The organism is Nonomuraea sp. NBC_00507 (assembly GCF_036013525.1).
GTDB lineage: Bacteria > Actinomycetota > Actinomycetes > Streptosporangiales > Streptosporangiaceae > Nonomuraea.
Map to the genome: position 1 here is coordinate 5,914,640 of NZ_CP107853.1, position 24,524 is coordinate 5,939,163.

The 24,524-nt window shown below is 71.0% G+C and carries 24 protein-coding genes; 11 read left to right on the plus strand and 13 right to left on the minus strand.

All coding sequences use genetic code 11. The features are described 5' to 3' along the window. Positions 1 to 63: 63 nt before the first annotated feature. Positions 64 to 216, minus strand: a complete 153-nt coding sequence (locus OHA25_RS28705) for a hypothetical protein (protein WP_327590552.1) — start codon at positions 214 to 216, stop codon at positions 64 to 66. Positions 217 to 449: 233 nt separating this feature from the next. Beyond that, positions 450 to 1,598, minus strand: coding sequence for an FAD-dependent oxidoreductase (locus OHA25_RS28710; RefSeq protein WP_327590553.1), 1,149 nt, complete (start codon positions 1,596 to 1,598; stop codon positions 450 to 452). An 85-nt stretch (positions 1,599 to 1,683) separates the two neighbouring features. Here OHA25_RS28710 and OHA25_RS28715 point away from each other — a divergent pair, with 85 nt between their 5' ends. Both OHA25_RS28715 and OHA25_RS28720 read left to right on the plus strand, forming a co-directional pair. Next, positions 1,684 to 2,301 (plus strand): TetR/AcrR family transcriptional regulator, encoded by a 618-nt coding sequence (locus tag OHA25_RS28715; RefSeq protein WP_327590554.1) that lies wholly within the window; start codon positions 1,684 to 1,686, stop codon positions 2,299 to 2,301. A 43-nt stretch (positions 2,302 to 2,344) separates the two neighbouring features. Then, entirely contained in the window at positions 2,345 to 2,683 is a 339-nt protein-coding gene (locus tag OHA25_RS28720) for a cupin domain-containing protein (protein WP_327590555.1), read from the plus strand. Between the two features lie 218 nt (positions 2,684 to 2,901). On the opposite strand, the gene OHA25_RS28725 is transcribed toward OHA25_RS28720, so the two are convergent. Further along, positions 2,902 to 3,384 carry a TetR/AcrR family transcriptional regulator gene (locus OHA25_RS28725; RefSeq protein ID WP_327590556.1) on the minus strand — a complete coding sequence of 161 codons (483 nt, stop codon included), beginning with the start codon at positions 3,382 to 3,384 and terminating at the stop codon, positions 2,902 to 2,904. A gap of 105 nt (positions 3,385 to 3,489) precedes the next feature. Between OHA25_RS28725 and OHA25_RS28730 the strand changes: the two genes are divergently transcribed. Then, on the plus strand, positions 3,490 to 4,251 hold the full coding sequence (locus OHA25_RS28730; RefSeq protein WP_327590557.1) for a hypothetical protein: 762 nt from the start codon (positions 3,490 to 3,492) through the stop codon (positions 4,249 to 4,251). Here the strand turns inward: OHA25_RS28730 and OHA25_RS28735 are convergent. Together OHA25_RS28735 and OHA25_RS28740 are read right to left on the minus strand one after the other, a co-directional pair. Then, positions 4,217 to 5,092: a tetratricopeptide repeat protein gene (locus OHA25_RS28735; RefSeq protein ID WP_327590558.1), complete on the minus strand. Its 876-nt coding sequence runs from the start codon at positions 5,090 to 5,092 to the stop codon at positions 4,217 to 4,219. The two genes, OHA25_RS28730 and OHA25_RS28735, sit on opposite strands and share 35 nt — an antisense overlap. A gap of 19 nt (positions 5,093 to 5,111) precedes the next feature. Further along, entirely contained in the window at positions 5,112 to 6,545 is a 1,434-nt protein-coding gene (locus OHA25_RS28740) for an aldehyde dehydrogenase family protein (protein WP_327590559.1), read from the minus strand. Positions 6,546 to 6,699: 154 nt separating this feature from the next. Between OHA25_RS28740 and OHA25_RS28745 the strand changes: the two genes are divergently transcribed. Beyond that, positions 6,700 to 7,779: a class I SAM-dependent methyltransferase gene (locus OHA25_RS28745; protein WP_327590560.1), complete on the plus strand. Its 1,080-nt coding sequence runs from the start codon at positions 6,700 to 6,702 to the stop codon at positions 7,777 to 7,779. Here OHA25_RS28745 and OHA25_RS28750 read toward each other — a convergent pair. Further along, entirely contained in the window at positions 7,776 to 8,321 is a 546-nt protein-coding gene (locus OHA25_RS28750; RefSeq protein ID WP_327590561.1) for an SgcJ/EcaC family oxidoreductase, read from the minus strand. The two genes, OHA25_RS28745 and OHA25_RS28750, sit on opposite strands and share 4 nt — an antisense overlap. Positions 8,322 to 8,484: 163 nt before the next feature. Between OHA25_RS28750 and OHA25_RS28755 the strand changes: the two genes are divergently transcribed. Then, complete coding sequence (locus tag OHA25_RS28755) at positions 8,485 to 11,601, plus strand: ATP-binding protein (RefSeq protein ID WP_327590562.1); 3,117 nt, start codon at positions 8,485 to 8,487, stop codon at positions 11,599 to 11,601. A gap of 124 nt (positions 11,602 to 11,725) precedes the next feature. On the opposite strand, the gene OHA25_RS28760 is transcribed toward OHA25_RS28755, so the two are convergent. Continuing rightward, the gene (locus OHA25_RS28760) at positions 11,726 to 12,658 is read right to left on the minus strand and encodes a hypothetical protein (protein WP_327590563.1); all 933 of its coding nucleotides are present in this window, start codon (positions 12,656 to 12,658) and stop codon (positions 11,726 to 11,728) included. 49 nt (positions 12,659 to 12,707) lie between these two features. On the opposite strand from OHA25_RS28760, the gene pgeF reads away from it, so the two are divergent. Continuing rightward, positions 12,708 to 13,415: a peptidoglycan editing factor PgeF gene (gene pgeF / locus OHA25_RS28765; protein ID WP_327590564.1), complete on the plus strand. Its 708-nt coding sequence runs from the start codon at positions 12,708 to 12,710 to the stop codon at positions 13,413 to 13,415. Here pgeF and OHA25_RS28770 read toward each other — a convergent pair. Genes OHA25_RS28770 through OHA25_RS28780 form a run of 3 tightly spaced genes read right to left on the minus strand, consistent with a single transcriptional unit; the run spans position 13,412 to position 15,650 of the window. After that, positions 13,412 to 13,753, minus strand: a complete 342-nt coding sequence (locus OHA25_RS28770; protein WP_327590565.1) for a hypothetical protein — start codon at positions 13,751 to 13,753, stop codon at positions 13,412 to 13,414. The two genes, pgeF and OHA25_RS28770, sit on opposite strands and share 4 nt — an antisense overlap. 26 nt (positions 13,754 to 13,779) lie before the next feature. Continuing rightward, positions 13,780 to 14,931, minus strand: coding sequence for an ATP-dependent DNA ligase (locus OHA25_RS28775; RefSeq protein WP_327590566.1), 1,152 nt, complete (start codon positions 14,929 to 14,931; stop codon positions 13,780 to 13,782). Continuing rightward, a complete protein-coding gene (locus tag OHA25_RS28780; RefSeq protein ID WP_327590567.1) occupies positions 14,931 to 15,650 on the minus strand; it encodes a pyrimidine reductase family protein in 720 nt (239 codons plus the stop codon). Before OHA25_RS28780 ends, OHA25_RS28775 begins: the two co-directional genes overlap by 1 nt. Positions 15,651 to 16,455: 805 nt before the next feature. Between OHA25_RS28780 and OHA25_RS28785 the strand changes: the two genes are divergently transcribed. Further along, positions 16,456 to 16,851, plus strand: a complete 396-nt coding sequence (locus tag OHA25_RS28785; protein WP_305922684.1) for a hypothetical protein — start codon at positions 16,456 to 16,458, stop codon at positions 16,849 to 16,851. Positions 16,852 to 16,857: 6 nt separating this feature from the next. Here OHA25_RS28785 and glgX read toward each other — a convergent pair whose 3' ends face one another. Further along, positions 16,858 to 18,981, minus strand: coding sequence for a glycogen debranching protein GlgX (gene glgX, locus OHA25_RS28790; RefSeq protein ID WP_305922685.1), 2,124 nt, complete (start codon positions 18,979 to 18,981; stop codon positions 16,858 to 16,860). A gap of 199 nt (positions 18,982 to 19,180) precedes the next feature. After that, entirely contained in the window at positions 19,181 to 19,606 is a 426-nt protein-coding gene (locus OHA25_RS28795; RefSeq protein ID WP_327590568.1) for an OsmC family protein, read from the minus strand. A gap of 163 nt (positions 19,607 to 19,769) precedes the next feature. Here OHA25_RS28795 and OHA25_RS28800 point away from each other — a divergent pair, with 163 nt between their 5' ends. From OHA25_RS28800 to OHA25_RS28815, 4 genes are all read left to right on the plus strand, one after another. Next, positions 19,770 to 20,327 (plus strand): sigma-70 family RNA polymerase sigma factor, encoded by a 558-nt coding sequence (locus tag OHA25_RS28800; protein WP_305922687.1) that lies wholly within the window; start codon positions 19,770 to 19,772, stop codon positions 20,325 to 20,327. Beyond that, the gene (locus tag OHA25_RS28805) at positions 20,327 to 21,217 is read left to right on the plus strand and encodes a maleylpyruvate isomerase family mycothiol-dependent enzyme (RefSeq protein ID WP_327590569.1); all 891 of its coding nucleotides are present in this window, start codon (positions 20,327 to 20,329) and stop codon (positions 21,215 to 21,217) included. The genes OHA25_RS28800 and OHA25_RS28805 overlap by 1 nt, the downstream gene beginning before the upstream one ends. Positions 21,218 to 21,811: 594 nt before the next feature. Further along, the gene (locus OHA25_RS28810; protein WP_327590570.1) at positions 21,812 to 22,147 is read left to right on the plus strand and encodes a hypothetical protein; all 336 of its coding nucleotides are present in this window, start codon (positions 21,812 to 21,814) and stop codon (positions 22,145 to 22,147) included. A gap of 345 nt (positions 22,148 to 22,492) precedes the next feature. After that, the gene (locus tag OHA25_RS28815; protein WP_305922690.1) at positions 22,493 to 23,068 is read left to right on the plus strand and encodes an HD domain-containing protein; all 576 of its coding nucleotides are present in this window, start codon (positions 22,493 to 22,495) and stop codon (positions 23,066 to 23,068) included. Positions 23,069 to 23,076: 8 nt separating this feature from the next. On the opposite strand, the gene OHA25_RS28820 is transcribed toward OHA25_RS28815, so the two are convergent. Next, positions 23,077 to 24,414 carry an ankyrin repeat domain-containing protein gene (locus OHA25_RS28820; protein WP_327590571.1) on the minus strand — a complete coding sequence of 446 codons (1,338 nt, stop codon included), beginning with the start codon at positions 24,412 to 24,414 and terminating at the stop codon, positions 23,077 to 23,079. Positions 24,415 to 24,524 lie beyond the last annotated feature (110 nt).

The following is a 24,524-nucleotide window of genomic DNA, read 5'->3' on the forward strand; positions in this document are numbered from 1 at the left end:
CACCTACTCCGACGAGAGGCAAGGAGGCGGCGCGGGACACAGGCACTCCGTTTCATCGCCGCCTTACCCGGCTCCGATGCCGGCCTGGATGTTCTCGGCGGCCTCCTGCGGGCTGATGTCCGCCGCTTGAGCGGCGCTCTGCAGATCCTGTGCGGTGATGTTGGCCGGATTGCCGTGATCGTCGTTCGGCTCTCCGCAGCCACAGCTCAGACACATGTCAGTCTCCCCCCTGTGAGCCCGCACCACCTACCCGGCAGCCGACGACGAAACAGACGTGCCGTGGCGGCCGGCTGATAACGCCATGGTGATCGACATCTTCGATCGCCATGACAGGCCAACCTGTGGCCTCATCGAGCAGCACACGGGCATACGCTCCTGTTCGACTGCATCGACGGTCGGGCTTGGGGCATCAACGTCTGGGCTTACGTGCAGGTGCTGCCGTGGGTTCGTCATGCCGGGGTGGGCTGGTTGTAGAGCCAGCCGGTGGCCCTTTCGTAGAAGTGGCGGAAGAAGACCGGCATGACGAGGTCGTTGATTCGGCGTTCGATCGGTCCGGCGGTCTTGGCGTCGCGGTTGTCGCTGGCGGCCTTGACCATCTTGGCGATGCGGGTGCGGCGGGTCTGGGCATAGTCGGCGAGGGCTTGGGGGATGTCCCGGACCGCAGCCAGCGAGCGGGCGAGGACCAGGGCGTCCTCGATGGCCATGGAGGCGCCCTGGCCGGCGCCGACCGGGTGCCCGGCGTCACCGAGCAGCACGACGCGGTCGTTGTGCCAGGTCGGCACCGCGGCCAGCTTGTGCATGAGGGTCGGTCGGTGCACCTCGACGGTGGATTCCAGGATGGCGGTCGCGCTCTTCTCGTGGCGGTAGAGCTCGGTGAGCTCGGGGATCCAGTCGGCGACCGCATTCAGGTCCGGCTCGTCGGGGCTGGCGACCTGGGCGGACCACCACAGGGCCCCGTTCGGGGCCGGGACGTGGATGAAGGCGCCGTTGCGCGCGAAGGTCATGTTGAAGGTGCCGGGGGTGACCGTGAGTCCGGCGGGCATGTCGGCGACGCCCGAGACGCTGAACAGGCCCGCGTACTCGGGGGCGGGCGCGTTCGGGTCGAGCACGGTGCGGGTCCGGGACCAGATGCCGTCCGCCCCCACCAGCAGGTCGGCGTCGTCGGTGCGGCCGCTGGCGAACTCCGCCCTCACCCCGGTCGCGGTCGTCACGGCGCCGGTCAAGCGTTCTCCCGTGACCAATTCGGCGCCCGCGCGCACCGCGTGGTCGCGCAGGACCTCGACCAGGTGGCCGCGCGCGAGGGTGACGCTGTGCATCGGATCGCCGGACAGCCGGCCGCGCGGCACGTCGCCCAGGAGCCTGCCCGAACTGGACCACATGTGCTGGCGCGGTACGTCGATGCCGGCCTGCCGCACGTCCTCCAGGCAGCCGAGCGTCTCCAGTCCGCGCAGACCGTTGACGGCGAGGCTGAGGAAGGAACCCACCTGGCCCGCGGGGTCCGGATAGGCCTCGTAGACGGTCACCTCGCAGCCGAGCCGCCGCAGGGCGATCGCGCCGGCGACCCCGGCGACGCCGCCGCCGATGATGATGGCACGCATAGTGAACCTCAATTCAGTGAATCTATATTCGGCGAACGAGGGTTCAGTATGCTTGGCTCGCGAAACGAGGTCAAGGAGAAAAGGCGTGACAACGCGGAAGATCAAGGCGGCCGAGACCGAGCAAGCGCTCAAACAGGCAGCCCGGAAGCTGTTCGTCGAACGCGGCTACCTCAACACCAAGGTGACCGACATCACTCGGGAGGCCGGGCGGGCCACCGGCTCGTTCTACGACCACTTCCCCAGCAAGGAGGCACTGCTCCAGGCACTGCTGGAGGAGATGGCGGCGCAGGCCGACCGGGAGATCGACGCCGCAGTGCACCCGCGCGAGCATGACCTCGGCGACCCCGGCCAACTCCGCGCGCACATCGCCGTCATCTGGCACGTCCTGGGCGACCACCTGCCGGTAGTGGCGGCGCTGATGCAGTCGACCATCGCCGAACCACCCGGCGACGGCCATGCATGGCGGCACATCCTCGCCGAGACCGATACGCTCCGCGACCACCTGGAGTACATGCGAGAGCAGGGAAAGACGTTGCCGGGAGATCCCGCCCTGGTCGCCGCCGCGATCGGCTCGATGATCTCCCTGCTGGGTTACGCCATCCTCGGGGCGGGTCAGAACGGGCCGCGTCTGCCCGACGAGGAGATCATTGACACGCTCACGTCCCTGCTCCTCCACGGACTCGCCGACCGCACGGCCGGCTGACCTGGGGCCACAACGTGAAGGTGTGCATGACTATGCTTCCGTCATGGAGATCATCAAGGGTGCGGGAGTGTGGACGCCGCTCGCTGCCGGAGCGGCCAACGACTGGGTGGAGCACCTGAGGGTGCCGGATCTGTCGGTCGGAACGTACTGCATCCCGGCAGGCGGGCGCGACGATCAGAGCCCGCACACCGAAGACGAGATCTACGTGGTCACCGCGGGCCGGGCCAAGATCGTGACCCCGGACGGCGCTGCCGAAGTGAGCCCCGGTTCGGTGATCTTCGTGCCGGCGGGCGAGGAACACCGCTTCGACGAGGTGACCGAGGACCTGGCACTGCTAGTGGTGTTCGGCCCGGCGTACGGCTCGCGCGCCCAGGGTCGGTGAGTTGTTCTTAGGGCAGGATCGCGCTGTTCGGTGACCACAAGCCCACCGATACGTTGCTCGGAGTGGAGACGCCGGCCGCGCCCGGCTACCTGATCGAGGTGGACGCGATCGCGGTCGTCGATGGTGCGGGCGGGGCATAGGCCGATAGCAGTGTCGCTGTGATCATCGCAATGGCGTCGTGGTCGGGCAGTCGCCCTGCGGTGATCTCGTCGGCGGCGCTATGCAGCATGCTGTAGAAGACCGTGACCAGACAGGATGTCGGCTGGTCGCCGCGGAGCACGCCCTCGCGCTGCCCTCGGGCGATGAGTGCCTGGACACGGTGCAACGGCTGGTCGTGGTGGGCGCGGATGCGTTCGGCGGGCCGCTCCCGTTCGGCGGCGGCGCAGCAGCGCGCGAAACTCGGTGACCAGCCGCCAGCTGGACGCGATGAGGTCGGCGAGGGCGTGGTGTGGGTCGCCGGCCGTGTCGACCGCCGACAGAGCCTGCTCGGCCCGCTCCGCGGCATGGGCGAACACCGCGTCGACGAGCTCGGCCCGGGAGGGGAAGTGCCCGTACAGGGTGGCCCTGCCGACCCCGGCCGCCTTGGCGATCTCGCCCATGCTCACGTCCGGGTCGCGCGCCAGGCAGGCCAGGGCGGCGTCCAGGATCGCGCTGGTGTTGCGCCGGGCGTCGGCCCGCAGGTCTCGCGCGTCGCCGGACATGCCTGTCCAAGTTATCGCCTCGTGGAAGGAGGCCGTCGTGGCTGACCTACCGAATTAGGTGTGGGCGCTGGTGCTGCTGGGCGTGGTCGGGATACCAGCTGTCACGTGCGTGATGCTCTACCGCGGCGCCGTCGCCGCCGGCGTCGGCACGCGGGCGGCAACGGGATCGCCGGTGGCGCGCTCGCACCGATCGGAGGATGGCTGGTCGTCAGCGCCCTGATCGCCAACGCCGGGATCTATCACCAGCAACCCGGCCAGGTCCGACCCTGGCTCGCCATGGCCTTCGCCGGCATCCTTGCCGCGCTGCTGCTGGGCAGCAGGATTCCAGCGGTGGCCCGTGTCCTGGCCCAGCCGGATACCCTGGCGCGATTGGCCCTGCCCCATACCCTGCGGGTTGCCGGGGTGCTGTTTTTAGTCGTGATGGCGCTGGGGAAGCTGCCGGCCGTCTTCGCGCTGCCGGTGGTGTGGTTCAAGCTCCCGCTCGCGCTCGTCGCCACCGGCGCGGTCCCCATGGCGATCGCACTGCACATCGTCTCGCTGCGCCGGCTGCGCGCAATCCGGTCACTGCCCCGCCAAGACGGCCACCTCCTGCCATGGCCGGCTGAACGGCACCGAACACGAGATCAAGGACAGTCTCTGATGCAACAGATCATCAACACCGAGCAGGCCCAGGCCTGGAACGGCTACGAGGGCACCCACTGGGCCGACAACCACAATCGATGGAACGCCGTGCTCAGCGGGATCAACGACGCCCGTACAGCAGCACACGGCCACGCCCTGGGGGTGGACCTGTCAGAACCGATGCTCGCCCGGGCACGAGCCACCGCGACCCCTAGCCGCCGAATTCCAGGTGGAGGGCCTGGGTGAAGTCGGAGACCGCTTCCTCGTGGCGTTCCAGCTCCTGGAAGATCTCGCCCCTCACCCGATACGCCCACACGTACTCGGGGTCCAGCTCGATCGCCCGATCCAGGTCGGTCAGCGCCGCCTCGTTGTCGCCCAGCTCGCTCAGCACCGCTCCTCGGCTGCCCAGCGCCCGATCATTGTCCGGGTCCAGCTCCAAGGCACGGCTCAGGTCGGACAGCGCCTCCTCGTAGCGGTCCACCATACGCAGGGCCTCGCCGCGCCGGCTGAGGGCCCGCACGTGCTCGGGGTCCAGGTCCAGCGCCTTCGTGTAGTCGTCGATCGCCTCGGCGTACAGGTGCAGGCGCTGATACAGGTCGCCGCGGGCCACCCAGGAGTACGGCTGGTCACCGTTCATGGCCAGGATCTTGGCGTGCTCGTCCAGGGCCTCGTCGAGGCGGTCCAGGTCCACCAGGGCGTCCGCCTTCGCCTCCAGGATCCACAGGGAGTCGGGGGAGAGGGTGAGGGCGTGGTCGAAATCGGCCATGGCTTCCTCCAGGCGGCCCATCGCGGCGTGGGTCTGGCCGCGCGAGCCCAGCGCGTACGCGCTGTCCGGCTCCAGCTTCAGCGCCTCGTCGAAGTCCTCCAGCGCGGCCTCGTACCGCTCGATCATGCGGTGGCTCTCCCCGCGCAGGCGCCAGGCGCGGGCGTTGTCGGGCGCCAGGGCGATCGACTCCGTCAGGTCGGCGATCGCGGCGTCATGCCGCGACAGGGCGATGTACGATTCGGCGCGGCTACGCAGCACCGATGCCCGTGACTGGGCGGCTGCCTCCGAAAGCCCGGAGTGGTCCTTGATCCCCTCGCTCACGAGGGGCAAATCTATCTGACTAGATCTGGATAATGGCGGCTTTTTCGCGGGTGAACTCGAGGACCGAATCGTGGCCGTACCCGCTGTCCTTCACGCCTCCGAACGGCAGCCCCGGCGGCATTTGGCGGAAGGTGTTCACCCACACCGTGCCGCTCTGCAGATCCCGGACGAAGCGGTGCGCGCGGCCGAGGTCACGGGTCCAGACGCCGGCCGCCAGCCCGTACGGGGAGTCGTTGGCGATCTCCAGCGCCTCCTCGTCCGTCTCGAACGGCAGCGCCACCGCCACGGGCCCGAAGATCTCCTCCTGGCACAGCCGCAGTGAGTTGTCCTCCGTCGTGAACAACGTCGGCTCGACCCAGTAGCCGCCCGGCAGTCCAGGCACGACGTCCGCGCCGGTCCGGCCGCCGAAGACCAGCCTGGCGCCCTCCTTCTCGGCCAGTTCCAGGTAGGAGGTCACGCGCTCGAACTGCCCCGCCGACACGATCGGCCCCATCGTCGTCGCCAGATCCTGCGGGTCGTCCAGCACCAGGCCCGCGCAGATCGGCTGGATCCGGCCCAGCATGTCGTCCCAGATCGAGCGGTGGATGAGGATGCGCGAGCCGGCCACGCAGACCTGCCCGGCGTTCCCGGTGTAGATCGAGTTCACGGTGACGCCCAGGGCCGCCGCGTCCAGGTCGGCATCCGGAAAGACGATATTGGGGGATTTGCCGCCTAGTTCGAACGTCATCGGCTTCAGCGCGTCCGCCGACGCCTTAGTGATCGCCTGGCCGGTCGCCGTCGAGCCGGTGAGGCTGATCTTGCCGACGTCGCGGTGCCGCACGAGGGCGTCCCCGACCTCCTCGCCCAGGCCGCTGACGATGTTCAGCACCCCAGGGGGGAACACCCCGGCCAGCAGCTCGCCCAGCCGCAGCACCGACGCGCTCGCCTGCTCGGCCGGCTTGACGATCACGGTGTTCCCGGCCGCCAGCGCGTACGCGGCCTTCGCCGAGAAGGTGGAAATGGGGGAGTTCCACGGGATGATGCAGACCACCACCCCGTACGGCTCCCGCCGCGTCAGCCCCAGCGCGTCAGGACCGAGGATGACCGTCTCGCCCTTGACCGCGTCCAGGCACTGCCCGGCGGCCAGCTGCCACAGGTACGCCATCCCCGGCAGGTCCTTCTTCAAGGTGTCGCGCAGGATCCTGCCGTTGTCGCGGGTCTCCAGCCTGGCCAGCTCCTCGGCGTGCCGGCCGAAGACCTCCGACACCTTGCGCAGGAAGTGCGCCCTGGCCAGCGCGGGCAGCGCCGACCAGGCGGGGAACGCGGCGCGGGCCGCCGCCACGGCCGCCTCGGCCTCGGCGGGACCGCTCGCGGGGACCCGCGTCCACGCCTCGCCGGTAGCCGGGTCGATCGAGTCCATCGTCCGGGCCGCGGCGACCAGCTCGCCGCCGATGAGATTACGGTAGTCAGGCACGTACCCAAGCATATGCTTGCTTGATAGGATCAAGCCATAAGTCCTGACATGTCGATGAGGGCCTACGCCTGGACGCCCAAGAGCCTGTAAAGCGCCCGAACATGGGCGCATAGTCACAGAGGTGTGGGGCAAAACGCTTCGCAAGGTGGTGGCTATGTCATATCGACGACTTTTGGGGCGGCTCGCGTACGGCTCCCGTTATGACCGTGTTCCTTGGGGCCAGCGGGTCTATGTGCGGCCCGGCGAGCGGGCGATCCGCGAGGCGCAGTGGAAATGGCTGACCAGGCGCGCGCCGGTCATCTCGCTGGAGGCGTACCGGCAGCTCAGGCCGCTGGGGGAGATCGAGGAGTTTCTCAGCTGCATGATGTGCGGGGAAGCCCGCCAGCAGCCGCTGTTCGAGCCGACCGGCGGCTCCGGCTCGTGGCACTACTACGTCGTGCGCTGCCCGTCGTGCGGCTTCCTCTATCGCAATCCCAACGTCCGCCCGGAACGCCTCGGCGACCTCTACTCCACCGGCTACAGCAAATTCCTGTCCGGCAAGTACGCGGCCAACCGGCAGCGCCGCTACGACCTGACCATGAGGGCGTTCTCGCCGGTCTTCGACGAGGGCAAGGAGCGGCGGCTGCTGGACTTCGGCTCCGGCGTGGGCCTGTTCCTGGAGCTGGCCGAGCAGCGCGGATTCGACGCCTACGGCGTGGACCTGTCGCCGGAGTCCGTCCAGCAGGCCAACGAACGGCTGAGCAAGGCGCGGACCTACTTCGGCGCGCCCGAGGACGTGCCGGAGATCGCGGCGGGCGGGTTCGATGTGATCACGCTCTGGTCGGTGCTCGCCCATCTGCCCCGGCCGCTGGAGGACTTCAGGAAGTTCCGCAGCCTGCTGGCGCCCGGCGGGGTATTGCTCATCCTGACCGTCAACGCCCGGTCGCTGCTGCTCAAGGCGTACGGGTCGGCGTGGAGCGGCTTCACCAAGAACCACCTGATGTTCTACTCCTCGGAGACGGTGCGCACGCTGCTCGGCCGTACGGGATTCGCCGGCGTCGCCTTCGCCCCCCACTACGGTGACACCATCGAGGCCGGCACCACCAACCTGGCGCCCGATTTCGTCACGCGGCTGCGGCGCAACGTGGAGGCCAGCGACGGCGGCAACATGATGCGCGTGCTCGCCTTCGCCGACGAGGAGGCGATCGGCCGCTGGGGCGGCGGCCCGCTCACGGTCCACCGCCTGCACGCCTAGCCCGGCGGCTGCCCGATCCTGGTGTTCTGGAAGGTGGTGAAGAGCCAGGCGCCGTCGCGCTTCACGGCGACCCGGGTCTGCATGGAGCGTGCCTCCTGACGGCACTCGTCCTCGCCCGGGCGGAGCACGCAGTTGCTCGTGACCATGATCGCCCTGTCGGGGGAGAGGAAGCGGATATGCCGCACGTCTCCCAGCTGGAACCGCGTCCCCTTCATGAACGTGCTGAGCCCCTGCCGCATGCTCTCGGCGATCTTCGCCCGCGTGCGGATGTGCTCGCCGTTGACGGCGATGAAGTCGGCGTCCTCGGTGAAAGTGGCGGCGAACGCGTCGCCGTCCCCACGGTCCCAGGCGTCGGCCTGCCGCTGTTCGAGCCGCGTCAGCGCTTGGGCGTCCGTGTCCTGCCGCATGGTGTTCTCCTTTCCGCCGGTCGGTTCCGTGGCCGCCGCCGTGGCGCCTCCACCGGCACCACCGCATGCCGCCGTCATGAGCAGCACGCCGGCCACCGCGCCGATCGCCATCCCGTTGAATCGTTCGCCGAGCAAGGCGACTCCCTTCTCGTGTCTGTCACCGGACAGGCGCGAGCCGCGCCGTAGCGATCGCTACGCCGGCCCGCCGCGAGCGACACGGCGCCCTCAGGCACGGGCTGAGCTGGGAAGGAGGTCGGGCTGGGAGGAGGGCGGGCTGAGGCGTTGGGACAATGAGCACATGCCAGCCCTCATTGGACGCGACCTACCGGCCGCGATCGTGCGTGGCGCGCTCGAGCGGGCGCGAGGCGGTCACGGTGGTCTGGTGCTGATCGCCGGCGAGGCGGGGATCGGGAAGAGCGCGCTGGTCGCCGACGCGGCCGACGCCGCCCGGCGCACGGGCGCCCTGGTCGCGGGCGGCGCCTGCTGGGACCGGGACGGCGCCCCGGGCTACTGGCCGTGGACCCAGGTCGTGCGATCCTTGCGCCGGAAGGCCGCGCCGGAGGAGTGGACCGCCGCGACGCAGGCCGCGGGCCCTGCTTTGCCCGCACTGCTCAGCGAGCCGGGCGGGCGGACGGCTGATCCTGGTGCGCGGTCCTGGGCTCAGGCGGAGTTCCCGCTGCACGACGCGGTGACGACGTTGCTGACGGCTCTCGCGCAGCACCGGCCGGTGGTGATCGTGCTGGAGGACCTGCACCGGGCCGACGACGCCTCGCTCCGCCTCCTGTGGTTCGCGTCCCAGCACGTTTGGCTGGAGCGGCTCCTGGTCATGGGGACGTACCGGGACGCGGAGACCGGACCGGCCGAGCCGCCGCTGTCGTCGCTGGCGGCGAAGGCCGAGGTGATCACCCTGGCCGGGCTCGACCGCGCGGGCGTCACCGAGTTGGTCACCCGGGTCACGGGTCACGCGCCGGAGCCGGAGACCGCCGCCGAGATCCACCGGCGCACCGGCGGGAACCCGTTCTTCGTCCAGCAGCTGGCCCATTTGCGGCAGTACGGCGGCACGATCCCGTCCGGGGTCCGCGCCGCCGTACGGGAACGGCTTTCCGTCTTGCCACCGGGGGTCGAAGAGGCTCTGGCCGCCGCCGCCGTGCTGGGCCACGAGTTCGGCGCGCGACTGCTCGCCGCGACGACCGGGGTACGGGCGGAGCGCGTCGAACGGCTCCTCGCCCGCGCCGCGGCGGCCCGCCTGATCGTCCCGGCGGGGGACGACCGGTTCGCGTTCGCGCACGACCTGGTACGGGAGGTCGTCTACGACTCGCTCCCCGAGGAGGACCGGTGGCGCAGGCACGCCGCCGTGGTGGCCGCCCACGGCCCGGCCGCGTCGATCGTACCGGCGGAGCAAGCCCGTCACGCGCAACCGTCACCGGCGGAGCAGGTCCGTCACGCGCATCTCTCACCGGCTGAGATGGCCCGTCACGCGCAGCTCGCCGGACCCGTGCTGGATGCCGGTGAGACCGTGGGCTGGCTGGTACGGGCCGCCCGCGACGCCTCCGCCCGCATGGCCACGGAGGAGGCCGCCCGGCACGCCCGCCACGCGCTGGAGCTCCTCCCCGCCCATGATCTCCGCACCCGGGCACTCATCCTGCTCGATCTGGGCACGATCCTGCACCACGACGGCGACCCGGCGGCGGGACGGGAGGCGTTCGAGGAGGCCGCCGAGGCCGCCAGACGGCTCGGCGACGACGAACTGCTGGCGCGGACGGCGCTGGTCCTGCACCGGCTCGAACACCCCACCAGGAAGCCCCCGCTGGAGGTCTCCCTCATCGAGGAGGCACACCGCAAGCTCGCGCCGGCCGGGACCGCGACGCGCCTCGACCACGCGGTACGCGAACTGAGCCTCCGGACCGCCTCCCTGGCCAGACGCCGCGAGGATGACGAGACGCTCGGGCTGAGCCTGCTGACGGCCCACGACGCCATGCTCGGGCCGGGGACGGCGCGGGACAGGCTGGCCATCGCCACCGAGCTGGCCGACCTGGCCCGCCGCACGGCCGACCGGGAGCTGGACCTCCACGCCGCGCGCCTGCGCACGTGGGCGCTGCTGGAGCAGGGCGATCCCCGCTACCTGGCCGAGCACCGTGCCTTCGTGGCAGCGGCCGAACGCGCGGGCCTGCCGCGCTTCCGTTTCGACGCGCGATGGGACCAGGCCACCATCGCCACCCTCACGGGCCGTTTCGACCAGGCGGCGGCGCACATCGACCAGGCGCTCACCCTCGACCGGCCGCCGCACGTGGACGCCACCAGCGTGTGCCGCCACCTGCGCTGGGCACTGGAGCTGCGCCGGGGACGGCCGGAGGCGGCCGAGGCGCTGCTGTCCGCGCTCGATGACGGCCTGCACCCATACCCCCATCTGGTCAGAGCCGCCACGGCGCTCCACCGGGGCGACGTCACGTCCGCCCTGCGTCACCTGCACGACGATGCTGCCGGGGCCGAGGGGCACGGCTGGTACGCGCCGCTGCGGCTGCGGCTCCAGGCGGAGGCGGCCGCCGCCCTACGGGACCCTGCGGAGTGCGCGCGGGTCCTGGCCGCGATCGGCCCGTTCGCGGGCGAATGGGCGGTGCCCGGCATGGCGACCGTCGAGGGCCCGATGGCGTACTGGGCCGCCCTGCTGCACGCCGCGATGGAGCGATGGGACGAGGCGATCGACGGGTTCGCCGCCGCCTGGCACGCCGCCGACCGCCTCCAGGCCCGCCCCTGGTCGATCGAGGCCCGGCTGCGGCTGGCCGAGAGCATGCTCGCGCGCGGCCACGACGGCGACGCCGCGCGCGCACACCTGGACGAGGTGGAGCGGGAATCGGCCGCCCTCGGTCTGGCCGGCGCGAGCGAGCAGGCCCGCCGCCTCCGATCACACAGAACGGGTCCGTCGAGGGTGTTCAGGTTCGACGGCACCATGTGGACGCTCGCGTACGCGGGCCGCACCGTCCGCGTGCCCGACGCCAAGGGGCTGCACGACCTGCGGATCCTTCTCCGGCAGCCGGGCGTGGACGTGCCGGCCTCACGGCTGGCCGGAGATCCCTCGCCCGGCGACCGGGCCAGGACCGATTACCGCGACCGGCTCGCCAGGCTGGACGCGGAGATCGACCGGGCGCTGCACCTCGGCCACGACGACCTGGCCGCCCGGCTCGACCGGCAACGCTTGAGGCTCATCGAGGAGGCCGGGACCGCCGCGACACGTGCCGGCGACGCGGCCGAACGCGCCCGCAAGACGGTGTCCAACCGCATCCGCGCCGCGCTCGCCCGGCTCGACCGGAGCCATCCGGAGCTCGCCCGCCACCTCCGCGCCTCCATCACGACCGGCGCGAGCTGCCGCTACCAGCCCGTCTCGGACATCACCTGGCAGGCTTGGGCAGGAGGCTAGACCCGTTTTCCGCAGCTTCGTCGCGGCCCGGCCGCCATGCGACGCACGCCCCAAGGGACCGCGGCCGATGCGGTGGGGCAGGGAGGAAGCGGTGGTCTGGCGCAGTGACGTGCGGAAAACGGGACTAGACCTCGGGCACGCCGAGGTCGGATGGGCGAGAGCGGGCCGGCAGTTTGGCCAATTCGGGGTCGAGCTGCTCGATCAGCCGCTGCACCAGCGCGGCCCGCCGCACCCGCTCACGGCCCAGCTCGCGCGGCACCACGCCGAGATGGGAGCCGGACGGGTAGATGTTGGGCGCGTTACGCAGCCCCATCTTCAGGTAGACGGGCGCGGCGGCCCGGACGATCTCCACCGCCTCGTAGAACCGTACGAACCCGCCCTGGTCGTCCGGCACCTCAAGGTAGAGGTCGATCGGCAGCCGGGTCGCGGCCCGGATCTCGGCCAGGTGCGGCACGGTCAGGTCGGTGCCGACGTTGACCGTCGTCGCGCCCAGTCGTTCGAGGATCGCCGCGGTGGGGCCGTTCGTGAGCGGCAGCAGTACGGAGGTCTTCAGCACCAGGTTGGCCGGGAGCGTGCCGTCCTCCTTGAGCGTCCGCAGCACCTCCAGCGTGCCGAGATCGCCCACCAGCAGGCTGCGGATGCCCAGGGAGCAGGCCCGCAGGGCGTCGGCCACGCACGCCGCGACCATCGCGTTCCCCCGCGCCGCCGCGCCCACGGCCTGTGTGAGCTTGGCTTGCCCGCCGGTGTCCCAGGCGGCCCGCGGCCCGAGGAACAGATTTATCTCGATGCCGCGCTCGGCCCCGATCCTCGCCATGTCGGAAATTTCATCGTCCGTCAGCATCATCACGCCGCTGCCCTGCGACGTCCTGGCGATCGGCACGCCCAGCCGGTCGGCCTCCGTGACCACGGCCTCCAGCACGGCAGGCCCCTCCACGCTGGGTATCTCGTACCGGTACGGGGCGCCGTCCGCGAAGCCGCGCCCGGACGGGGCGGCCAGCTGGACCACCGGGTGTCCGAGGCGGGCCATCAGCACGTGCAGGTCGGCGAGGCTGGTCATCGGGAATCCCTTCCATCAGGTACGTCTCCCAGCACTCTAGGATCTAGGCATGCAGCTGGCTCCCGGAGTGCACGTCGCCATCACCGACCGGCACGGAGGCGTCAGCGCCCCGCCCTATGGCTCCCGCAACCTCGGCGGCATGGTCGGCGACGACCCCGCGGCCGTGCGGGCCAACCGGGCGGGCCTGGCGGCCGAGCTGGGCGTGCGGGCGATCGTCTACATGCGCCAGGTCCACAGCGCCGACGTCGCGTACGTGAGCGAGCCGTTCGGCGACGACCCGCCGCCGCTCGACGGCGTGTTCACCACCGAGCCGGGGCTGGCGCTGGCCTCACTCGGAGCGGACTGCCCCGCGGTGCTGGTGGCCGATCCGGAGGCCCGGATGGTCGGCGCGGCGCACTCTGGCCGCCCCGGCACCGAGGCCGGCATCGCCACCGCCCTGGTGGCGGCCATGGCCGCCAAGGGTGCCGTGCCGGGCAGGATGGTCGCGCTGGTGGGGCCCGGCGCCTGCGGCCGCTGCTACGAGGTGCCGGCCGCGCTGCGCGAGCAGGTGGCGTCGAAGGTGCCCGAGACGTGGTCCACGACGTCGTGTGACACCCCCGCGCTCGACCTGCGGGCCGGCATCGAGGCCCAGCTCAGGGCGGCCGGGCTGGCGGACGTACGCCACGACGCCCGCTGCACGATCGAGTCCGAAGAGCTCTACTCCCACCGTCGCGAGCAGCCGGGCGGCCGCTTCGCGGGACTCATCTGGCTGGTCTAACCGCTCTTGCCCCGGTTGCTGAACAACACGTTGACGATGATGATCGCGACCCAGATTGGGATCACATAGCCCGCACGGCCGTCGCCCATCAGGACGAACAAGATGGTGGTGAGGGTGCCGAGGCTGAGCGACACGATCGCCAGGGCGAGCCGCTGCGCGTCGCTCGGCCCCTGGTGGGCCACCGACTTCGGGGCCGCCTGGGCCAGGCGCTCATCCACCCGCCGGTCGACCTCTTTGCCCATCGTGTCGAGGAACGACTCCACGATGGCGTCCTCGAACTCGGGCCCGAGCTCGCGGCGGGCGGACACGGCGGCCTTTAACTCATCCCCAGTGCTCATACATCGAGATATATCGGGATATCGGGCTAGTGGGCAAGGATGTCGTCAAGGTTGTAACTGACCGGACGCTCCAGTTGCTCGTACGTGCACGACTCAGGCGTGCGGTCGGGCCGCCAGCGGCGGAAGTGCGCGGTGTGCCGGAACCGGTCGCCTTCCATCTGGTCGTAGGCCACCTCCATCACCCGCTCCGGCCGCAGCGGGATGAACGACAGGTCCTTCTTGGCGTTCCAGCGCGACACCGCCCCCGGGACCCGCTGCCCGCCCCTCGCGGGCCCGGCGGCCGGCTGGCCGATGTTGGCCGCCGCCTGCTCGGCCCAGTGGCCCCACGGGTGCTCGCTCAGCTCCGCCACGAGCGGCCTGAGCTCCTCCACCAGCTCGGCCCTGCGTGCCATCGGGAACGAGGCCGCCACCCCCACGTGGTGCAGCCTGCCGTCGTCGCCGTAGAGCCCGAGCAGCAACGACCCGACGATCGGGCCCGACTTGTGCTCCCGATAGCCGCACACCACGACATCGGCCGTGCGCTCGTGCTTGACCTTGAACATCGTGCGCTTGTCCGGCACATACGGCTGGTCGCCCGGCTTGACGATGATCCCGTCGAGCCCCGCGCCCTCGAACGTCTCGAACCACTCGTGCGCCTGCTCGTCGCTGGCCGTGACGGGGGTCAGCCGGACGGATCCGACCTTCTCCGGAAAGATCCCCTCCAGACGGGCGCGCCGCTGCGCGAACGGCGCCTCCATCAGCGACTCCTCGCCCAGCGCCAGCAGGTCGAACGCGATGAACTGGGCCGGCGTGCGCTCCGACAACATCTTCACCCGCGACGCGGCCGGATGGATGCGCTGCTGCAGCGCGTCGAAGTCCAGCTGCGCCCCCATGGGCAGCACGATCTCGCCGTCCACCACGCACTTGTCCGGCAGCTCGGCCCTGACCGCCTCGACCAGTTCGGGGAAGTAGCGCGTGAACGGCCGCTCGTTGCGGCTGCCCAGATAGACCTCGTCCCCGTCGCGGAACACGATGCACCGGAACCCGTCCCACTTCGGCTCGTAGAACAGCGTGCCGTCCTGCTTCGGCATGGTCTTGACCGCCTTGGCCAGCATGGGCGGCACGGGCGGCCGCACCGGCAGATTGGGCACCGGCTCCGGCTCTTGGACCGTCCCGGTCGGCTCCGTCGGCTCGCTCATCAGCTGTGCTCCCTCACATACCTGCAGAAGAGGACCCCCTCTTCTTCCAGCACCTGCCTGAGATCCAGTGTGACGTGCGCGGGCTCGCCGTTTTGAATACGCGCCGCGCCGCCCCCGACCAGCATGGGGCTGATCGACAGGCACAGCTCGTCGACCAGGCCGTCGGCCGACAGCTGGGCGTTGATCCTGGGCCCGCCCTCGCACAGGATCCTGGTCAGCCCGCGCTCGTGCAACTGCGCCACCGCCAGCCGCATGTCGACGCTGTCCTCGCCGACCACGATGACGTCGGCGTGCCTGGCCAGCTCTTTGCGCCGCTCGTGCGGCGAGGACTCGCAGGTGATCACGATGGTCTGGCTGGTGGCGTCGGTGAACAGCTCGTCGTCGAGGTCGAAGCCTAGGCTGCGGCTGATGACGGCGATGTGCGGCACGTCGGGGCGGCCCTCGCGGATCTCCGCCCACGAGTCGCGCGGCTTGACCGGGCCGTATCCCTCCTTGCGCACGGTCGAGGCGCCCGCGACGACGACGTCGGCCAGCCCGCGCAGGACCTGGAAGATCCGCTTGTCACCGCTGCTGGACAGGCCGCCCGAGCGGCCTTTCAGCCAGGCGGCGCCGTCGGCGCTGGCGACCATGTTGAGCCGCAGCCACGGCCGGCCCTGCGGGTAGGCGTATGCCTGCGCGATGTCTGGGTTGTCCTGTATGTCGGGATAGATGCGCCGCACTCCTCTACCTTGGCACACCGCACCGACAACCGCCCCACCCAGCGTCACCACCCCACCGGCCCGCCCCCGCCCTGGTCGGCCCTCGCCCTGCGCGGCACGCCGCCCGGCACGCCGACCGGCCCACCGCCCGGCCCGGCACGCCGCCCGGCCCGTCGCCTTGCTCGGCCCGGCCCGGCCCGTCGCCTTGCTCGGCCCGGCCCGGCCCGTCGCCTTGCTCGGCCCGGCCCGTCGCCTTGCTCGGCCCGGCCCGTCGCCTTGCTCGGCCCGGCCCGTCGCCTTGCTCGGCCCGGCCCGTCGCCTTGCTCGGCCCGGCCCGTCGCCCTGCTCGGCCCGGCCCGTCGCCCTGCTCGGCCCGGCCCGTCGCCTTGCTCGGCCCGGCCCGTCGCCTTGCTCGGCCCGGCCCGTCGCCTTGCTCGGCCCGGCCCGTCGCCTTGCTCGGCCCGGCCCGTCGCCTTGCTCGGCCCGGCCCGTCGCCCTGCTCGATCCGCCGCGCTGCTCGGCCCCGCTGCCAACCCTGCCCCGCTGCCGTGTCCGGGTCTGCGCTTTGTCCGGGTCTGCCGGTCGTCGGGCCCACTGCTCTGTCCGGGCTCGCCGCCGGTCCCGGCTTGCGAGGCGTCCCGTTCACCACCCGGCCGGGCCCAAGTGATGGCGAGGCGGAGAGGTTGCCGGGTCCGGGGCGCACGCGGGCGCCTGCCTCCGCGGATGGCGAGCTTTCCGGCAGGTGCCGCTTTCGTGTATGCGAAGACATACCGGCGACTCTCGGCTTAACGTGACAACAGGGATGGGACGGACAGGGGAGGGCCCCGTGGGTCTGGTCACCGCCGGGACGTGGACGATCGCCGCAGTCGCGGGGCTGCACCTGCTCTGGCACTGGCTCTCAGGAGGCGGCATGCGCCGGGCCAAGGTCACCCGCTTCCCGGCGACGCTGGTCTTCTCCCATCCGGTGCTCGCGGTGTCGGCGCTGGTGTGCTGGGTGGGCGCCCTGGTCACGGGGAGCCGGGTGCTGGCGTGGGTAGCGTTCGGGGGACTGGCGGCGGCCGCGTTGCTGGGGTTCGCGATGTTCACGCGATGGCTCGGGGCGGGCCGGCACGAGAAGGGCGGCCCGGGGTTCCCCGCGCTGGCGGTGATGTTGCACGGGCTGGCCGGAGTGGCGACGTTCGTGCTGGTGTTCCTCACGGCCAGCGCGGCACGCGTCTTCTGAGCTCCCCTACCTGCCTGGGCGCGGGCGCCTGAGCACCTGGAGGGAGCGGGCCGTGACGGCCACCACGTCGCCCCCGTGCCACTCGTCCTCCCCGAACGCGTCCTCCACCGTGTCGTGGCTGGTGTCGAGGACGGGCAGCCACTCGGTGCCGAACTCCTCGCCGGGCAGCGTGAACGACATGTTCTCGTGGTGCGCGTTGATCAGCAGCAGGAACGAGTCGTCCACGATCTTCTCGCCCCGCGGCCCCGGCTCGGTGATCGCCTCGCCGTTGAGGTAGACCATGAGCGACTTGGCGTAGCTGATGTGCCAGTCGCCCGCCGTCATCTCCGCACCGCCCGGCGTGAGCCAGACCAGGTCGCGGGCGCCGTTGTCGGGGTGGCGGCCCTGGAAGAAGCGGCGGCGCTGGAAGACCGGGTGTTCGCGGCGCAGCTTCGACAGCACGCGGACGAACTCCAGCAGGTCGGACTCGGCGTGCACCATCGACCAGTCCACCCACGCCAGCTCGTTGTCCTGGCAGTAGGCGTTGTTGTTGCCGCGCTGGGTGCGGCCGATCTCGTCGCCGTGGGACAACATCGGCACGCCCTGCGACAGGAACAGCGTGGCCAGGAAGTTGCGGCGCTGGCGACGGCGGAGCGTCACGATGCCGGGGTCCTCGACCGGACCCTCCGCGCCGCAGTTCCATGAGCGGTTGTCGTTGGTGCCGTCGCGGTTGTCCTCGCCGTTGGCCTCGTTGTGCTTGTGGTCGTACGACACCAGGTCGGCCAGCGTGAACCCGTCGTGGCAGGTCACGAAGTTGATCGAGGCGACCGGGCGGCGGCCGGACGACTCGTAGAGGTCCGCGGAGCCGGTCAGACGCGAGGCGAACTCCGGGAGGGCGGAATGCGTACCGCGCCAGAAATCCCGGACGATGTCGCGATATTTGCCGTTCCACTCCGTCCACAAGGGCGGGAAGTTTCCGACCTGATAGCCGCCCGGGCCGACGTCCCATGGCTCGGCGATCAGCTTGACCTGGGAGATCACCGGGTCCTGCTGGATCAGGTCGAAGAAGGCGCTCAGCCGGTCCACGTCGTGCAACTCGCGCGCGAGCGCCGACGCCAGGTCGAAGCGGAACCCGTCGACGTGCATCTCCAGCACCCAATAGCGCAGCGAGTCCATGATCAGCTGCAGCGCGTGCGGCGAGCGCACGTTGAGCGAGTTGCCGCACCCGGTGTAGTCGAGGTAGTAGCGCCGGTCGCCGTCGTGCAGCCGGTAGTAGGCCGCGTTGTCGATCCCCCTGAACCCCAGCGTGGGCCCCATGTGGTCGCCCTCGGCGGTGTGGTTGTAGACCACGTCGAGAATGACCTCGATGCCCGCCTCGTGCAGCGCCCGCACCATGGCCTTGAACTCCAGCACCTGCTGCCCCCGCGTGCCCGCGCTGGAGTAGCGGCCATGGGGCGCCAGGTAGGCCATGGTGTTGTAGCCCCAGTAGTTCGTCAGCCCGCGGGCCACCAGGAAGTGCTCCGGCACATAGTGGTGCACCGGCATCAGCTCGACCGCCGTGACCCCCAGCGACAGCAGGTGATCGATGATCGCCGGATGCCCCACGGCGGCGTACGTGCCCCGCAGGTCCGGCGGCACGTCGGGGTGCCGCATGGTGAGCCCGCGCACGTGGGCCTCGTAGATCACCGTCTGGTGGTAGGGGATGCGCGGCGGCCGGTCGTTGCCCCACTCGAAGAACGGGTTGATGACCACGTTCTTCGGCATGTAGGGCGCGCTGTCCTCGGTGTTGCGCCGGGAGGGATCGGTGAAGTAGTAGGGGAACAGCGCCTGGTTCCAGGTCAGCTCGCCGTCGATGGCCTTGGCGTAGGGGTCGAGCAGCAGCTTGGCCGGGTTGCACCGGTGTCCCTGCGACGGGTCGTAGGGACCGTGTGCGCGGTAGCCGTATCGCTGGCCCGGCTGGATCCCCGGCAGGTAGCCATGCCAGACGAAACCGTCGACCTCGGGCAGATCCACCCGCTCTTCGGTGCCGTCATCTTGAAAAAGGCACAGCTCGACCCGCTCGGCGACCTCGGAGAACACCGAAAAACTGGTGCCAACACCATCCCAGGTGGCGCCGAGTGGATAGGGCTCGCCCGGCCAGACCTCGCGCATGTGGCCCAATTGTCGCACGGGAAAACCGCTCTTGGTCCTCAATGAGCCGATGGCCTCACGACCAGGACACCTACGGGCCCCGATCGCCGGCGCCCTGCGTCGCGTGAAACGGCGCAGGAACGGCTCGGCTCGCCCCGCAGCGCCGCGGACGGTCTCGGAGGGGAGACCGGCAACGGCGCCGAGGGCGGGCGGAGGAGCGTCAGAGCAGCTCGGCCTTGAGGGAGATCGTGGTGCCCGTCAGGGCCTTGCTGACCGGGCAGTTGGCCTTGGCGGTCTCGGCCGCCTCCTGGAACTGCTCGGCCGTGATGCCGGGGACGTGACCCTTCACGGTGAGCACGATGCCGGTGATGCCCTCACCCGGCTGGAACGTCACGTCCGCGCTCGTCTGCAGCGACTCCGGCGGCGTGCCGGCGCCGGCCAGGCCGTGCGAGAGCGCCATCGAGAAGCAGGACGAGTGGGCGGCCGCGATGAGCTCCTCCGGCGAGGTCTTGCCGTTGGCCGCCTCGGCCCTGGAGGGCCAGGAGACCTCGAACGTGCCGACGCCCGAGGTGTCCAGCGAGACGGTGCCCGAACCGTCGAGCAGGGCACCCTTCCACTGGGTGGTGGCGGTGCGTGTGGTGGCCATGGCTATGTGCTCCCTCCGTCGTGGACTTCCGACCCTATCGTGGTCCGATCAACGGTTCACAAAGTGTGGCGCGCGGTTCATCCGGCTCTACTTTTCCGACGAATAATGGCATGCTCGGGTCGCGGCGCATCTGCCGCCTTGGTCCGGATAAAACGGGAGTGTGGTGCCAGTGGAGGCACCGTACGACGACCGGCTGCTGCATCAGCGGGTGGTCGGCGGCGATGAGTCCGCGCTGGGAGAGGTCTACGATCGGTTCTCCTCGCTGATCTTCGGTCTGTCCCTGCGGGTCACCAGGGACCGGGTGATCGCCGAGGACATCACGCAGGAAGTGTTCCTGGTCTTCTGGGAAAGGCCGCTGGCCTACGACCCGGATCGCGGCACGTTGCGCGCCTGGCTCGCGACGATCGCGCACCGCCGGGCGGTCGACCATGTGCGCGCCGAGGAGCGGCGGCGGGTGTCGGCCCTGGGTCCCCGGTTGTTCGAGCGGGAGCCGGCCAGGCTGGAGGACACCGTGCTCGCCGCCGACGAGGCCGCGCGGGTGCGGCAGGCCGTCACGTCACTGCCCGACGGCCTCCGGCAGGCGATCGAGTTAGCCTACTTCGGGGGCAGAACATATCGGCAGGTCGGCGAGGAACTGGGCGTGCCCGAGGGCACGGCCAAGTCGCGCATCCGGCTGGCCCTGAGGCGGCTGGCGGACGCGCTGGCGGAGGAAGAGGTGTGATGGACCCCGTCGAGCGTCTTTACCTGGACGCGTTGATGGAGGAGCCGGTGGTGCCGGCGGGCTCGGTGCGGCCCCAGCTCCTGGCCGGGGCCCGTGCGCGGCGCAGGCCCGCGGCTCCCACCGCCGTCTGGGCGGCCCCGTACGCGGGCCGCGTGGCCGCGATGGACGCACTGCTCGCCTCGGCCGTGGAGGACGACTGGTCACGCGTGATCGTCGAGGGCTGGACGCTCCAGGAGCTCGTCGCGCACCTGGCCGCCAAGGACGGCCTCCTCTCCGCTTCCGTGGGCGCCCCCGTGCTCGGCCCGCCCATCGGGGCGGCCGACTCGCTGGGACGTACGCACGACGTGCAGGCGTACGAGCGGGCCCGCAGCCCCGAGCAGACGCGACGGGACTGGCGGGCGCAGGCCGACGCGCTCTGCCGCCATCTGGCGGAGTTGCCGCCGACCACGCCGGCCACCCTGGACGGCATGGAGGTCCCGGTGAGTGACCAGATCCTGGCCAGGGGCCTGGAGACGTGGATCCACACCGACGACGCCGCCAAGACGGCCGGCCTCCGGCTCCCCGACCCGATTCCCGAGCACATCCGGCCGACCGCGGACCTGTGCGCCCGCCTGCTTCCCTGGACGATGCTCTTCTCCGGCATGAACGGCGCCGGACGCACGCTCCACCTGACGCTGACCGGCCCGGGCGGCGGTGAGTGGGTGCTGCCGCTGGGGGTGGAGGAGAGCGCGCCCGGTGAACCGGACGCGCACATCAGCGCGGACGTGATCAAGTTCTGTTTCCTGCTGGGCGGCAGGGGGGATCCGGCGGACTTCCCAGCGGAGGTGGCCGGCGACCTGGCCCTGGCCAGGGACGTCCTGTCCACGGCCCCCGCCCTGTCCGGCCCCTGACCCCGGCCCCTGACCCCGGCCCTGCCCGGCCTCGTCCGGCCCGTGGCTCAGGCCCCTGTCTGGCCCCTGCCCGTGACGCCGGCCTGCGCCCTGCCCGGTCCCCGACCGATCCCCTGGCAATGGCGGCATCGGCCTGCAAGGACGCCGGCTCCATGCTGAGCGGGGCATGCGTGAGGGGGAGCCCGTGTTGAGCGGGGCATGCGTGAGGGCGCCGGCTCCGTGTTGACCGCGGAATCCGTGGGGCGGGTCCGTGCTGAGGGCGGCGTCCGTGGCGGCGGGGCGGGGCGCGTGCTGAGGGCGAAGCATGCGCCGGCGGCCCACTCCGCCGCCCTGCGGTGCCGCCTCCGGCCCGCCGAGGCGTCTGGCCGTGCGGGGCAGTGCGCGGCGAAAAGCGCGGCGACACGCCGCGCGCCGCGCAAACGAAAAGGAAATCGTTGTTTGGCAACTCCCTCGGGTAGCGCCAGGGATTTGACGCGTTGTTAAGGTTCGAAGAGGTTACCTTCGATTTCGTGGATGGGTAATTCTGTTTCCGTCCGGCGCCCACGGCATTCGGGCACCGGATTCGCGGCCGATCTATCCATGAATGGAAGTCGAATGCACGAGAACACCGAAAGTCGGCAACCGCGCACGCGAAGCCTTGGGCGTGTCGCGACACTGGCCCTGGCCGCCGCGGCCGCCGGGGTCATGTTCCTTCCCGTCGGTCAGGGGGTGGCCGGCGCGAGCACCACCGCCACGACCGAGGTCTCGGTCAGCTCGCACGAGACGCCGCCGCAGTATTGCGCGTGGAACTACCGGTGCCGTTACGGCTGGTGGCGCTACCAGAACCCCGTCTGGCGCTACCACCCCGGCTGGCACCACGGTAGCCGGGACTACTACGGCCGCTACTACGGACACCACCACGGATTCTGGCACCACGGAGACCACGACTAGGACGGCCTGGGACGACTCGGGACCGCCCGGCCCTCCGGGGCCGGGCGGGCACCACACAACGACACGCGAACGCCATGAGCCGGACGATTCGTGCGTCCAGCTGGACGAACCGCATGGGCATGACGGCGGACGAGGTCGTGCGGAGAATCGCCTCCACGAATCCGCCGAAATGACAAATGCCGCGGCCAGAAGAATGGTCGCGGCATTTGTCGTAATTTGGAGCATCTGCCGCCGTCCTCTGTCCTCGCCGGCGCACCGCCGACCGGGCGCCGCGACCGTCCCCCGGCGGCAGCCAGAAAAGTCGTTTAAGCTCTAAGGCCCTGTGCATGACGAGAGGGGGTCATCGTGACGGGCGATGAGACGGGGCTGGCAGGGCTGCTGTACGAGTTCGGGCTGCTCAAGCGCTACAAGCGGACCGGGTGGCATGTCGCCGGCGTGCGCGACCCGGAGAGCGTCGCCGAGCACTCCTTCCGCGCGGCGATCATCGCGGGGATGATCGCCAAGCTCGAAGGCGGTGATCCGGAGCGGGCCGCGTTCATGGCCCTGTTCCACGACACGCAGGAGACGCGCATCACCGACATCCCGTACATCGGCAAGCGCTACCTCACCGTGGCGCCCAACGAGGAGGTCACCGCCGACCAGGTGCGGGGCGTGCCGGAGCCGGTGGCGGACATGATGCGCGACGCCGTCGCGGAGTACGAGGAGAAGGCCAGCGTCGAGGCCGTCTGCGCGCGGGACGCCGACAAGCTGGAGTGCCTGCTCCAGGCCGTCGAATACCGCGAGCAGGGGCACCAGAACGTCCAGGGCTGGATCGACAGCTCCCTGGCCGCCCTCACGACCCCGACGGGCAAGCGCCTGGCAGAGGAGGCCCTGCGCACGGGCACCCTGGAATGGGTGACCCGCGTGCTCAACGGCGACTGAGGGACCCTCTACTGCTGCGTGACGAGGTCTCTGGCGTAATCGTCGTCGCTCTCGGCCAGCACCCGCTCGGCGCCCCGGGCGGCCCTGTCGTCCCCGCGGATGGCGAGCCCGCGCGTGGCCTCGGCCACCGTGCGCAGGTCCGAGTCGGCGAGCCGGGCCGCCAGGGCCTCGCGGATGCGCGGCGTGTCGGCCTCCAGCCCGGCGAGCCCGGCGGTGGCCCAGTCGCGCACCTCGGCCTCGTCCTCCTCGGTCATCTCGATCAGCAGCGCCAGGCCCTCCTCGTGGTCCGGCGGCAGCACGTCGGCCAGCGCGATGGCGTCCGTCATCGTGCGCTTGTGCCCCGGGCGGCCGATGATGTCGAGGACGGCCGGCAACGCCCGCGGGTCGCCCTGGTGGCCGAGCGCGGCCAGCACCGAGCGCAGCACCTGCGGGTTGCCCTCCGTGGTGACCATCTTCTGCAGCAGCGGCAGCGTGCGCTCCAGGAACGGCTTCTCGCCTTCGGCGAAGCCGAACTGGGCGATCGCGTCCACGCCGAACTCCCGCTCCCTGGCGTCCTCGCTCACGCACAACCTGGCCAGCGCCTCGTACGTCTCCTCGTCGGCGCGCCTGTCCAGCGTGTCGGCCACGATCCACCAGGTCTCGGCGTCCTCGTCGATGTCGCGATGGGCCAGCGCCCGCGCCACGAGCCGCTCCACCGGCGGGTAGACCCCGGTCGCGTCCTCCAGCAGCGTCGCGATGGCGGCGTGGCCGCGCTGCGCCTGGACCTGCTCGGTCTGCTCGCCGTCGGGCGCCTGCCCGGCCACCGTGACCAGTTCGGTGCCGTCCTTGGCGTACTGGCGGGCCACGACGTAGTCCCAGCCCTCCTGCTCGATCTGGTCGAGCAGCGCGCTCTCCAGGTGCACGCCCACCCAGTCGACGGCGATGTCGAGCGGCGTGTCGCCGTCGCCGTCGTACTTCGCGGGGTCGGCGCCCGCCTCCAGGAGCACCTGCACGACACCCAGCGCGCCGCGCCTGGCGGCCAGCGAGAGCGGGGTGTCGCCGTCGTCGTTGGCCGTGTCCACGCCGGCCCCTGCCTCGATCAGCACCCTGGCGGTGGCGGCATGGCCGTTGGAGGCGGCCCAGAGCAGTGCCGTCCAGCCGCCGGTCTCCCGGCCGTTGACGTCGGCACCGGCCGCCAGCAGCGTGCTGGCCACCTCGTGCCGGTCCCAGGCGGCGGCCGCGCACAGCGGCAGCCCCTCCTCCTCACCCTCGCTGGGCTTGTTGGGATCGGCGCCGCCGGCCAGCAGCTTGCCCACGGTCTCGTTCTCGCCGTTCAACGCCGCGCGGTAGAGCTGTTCCTCATGCATGACACGGACCCTAACCTGGTCCGGCCGCGCCCCGGACCAAGCTAGGGCCATGTCATCGAGTGGTACGCGCCCGAGGCCCGCCAGGGTTCACCCCTCATCCCGAATATTCA

Coding starts and splice junctions, on each gene's coding strand:
- OHA25_RS28795 (WP_327590568.1), bottom strand. CDS start 19,606: ATGGCCACCACACGCACCGCCACCACCCAGTGGAAGGGTGCCCTGCTC.
- OHA25_RS28820 (WP_327590571.1), bottom strand. CDS start 24,414: ATGCATGAGGAACAGCTCTACCGCGCGGCGTTGAACGGCGAGAACGAG.
- OHA25_RS28705 (WP_327590552.1), bottom strand. CDS start 216: ATGTGTCTGAGCTGTGGCTGCGGAGAGCCGAACGACGATCACGGCAAT.
- OHA25_RS28745 (WP_327590560.1), top strand. CDS start 6,700: ATGTCATATCGACGACTTTTGGGGCGGCTCGCGTACGGCTCCCGTTAT.
- OHA25_RS28770 (WP_327590565.1), bottom strand. CDS start 13,753: ATGAGCACTGGGGATGAGTTAAAGGCCGCCGTGTCCGCCCGCCGCGAG.
- OHA25_RS28710 (WP_327590553.1), bottom strand. CDS start 1,598: ATGCGTGCCATCATCATCGGCGGCGGCGTCGCCGGGGTCGCCGGCGCG.
- OHA25_RS28810 (WP_327590570.1), top strand. CDS start 21,812: ATGCACGAGAACACCGAAAGTCGGCAACCGCGCACGCGAAGCCTTGGG.
- OHA25_RS28725 (WP_327590556.1), bottom strand. CDS start 3,384: ATGTCCGGCGACGCGCGAGACCTGCGGGCCGACGCCCGGCGCAACACC.
- OHA25_RS28805 (WP_327590569.1), top strand. CDS start 20,327: ATGGACCCCGTCGAGCGTCTTTACCTGGACGCGTTGATGGAGGAGCCG.
- glgX (WP_305922685.1), bottom strand. CDS start 18,981: ATGCGCGAGGTCTGGCCGGGCGAGCCCTATCCACTCGGCGCCACCTGG.
- pgeF (WP_327590564.1), top strand. CDS start 12,708: ATGCAGCTGGCTCCCGGAGTGCACGTCGCCATCACCGACCGGCACGGA.
- OHA25_RS28755 (WP_327590562.1), top strand. CDS start 8,485: ATGCCAGCCCTCATTGGACGCGACCTACCGGCCGCGATCGTGCGTGGC.
- OHA25_RS28775 (WP_327590566.1), bottom strand. CDS start 14,931: ATGAGCGAGCCGACGGAGCCGACCGGGACGGTCCAAGAGCCGGAGCCG.
- OHA25_RS28760 (WP_327590563.1), bottom strand. CDS start 12,658: ATGACCAGCCTCGCCGACCTGCACGTGCTGATGGCCCGCCTCGGACAC.
- OHA25_RS28720 (WP_327590555.1), top strand. CDS start 2,345: ATGGAGATCATCAAGGGTGCGGGAGTGTGGACGCCGCTCGCTGCCGGA.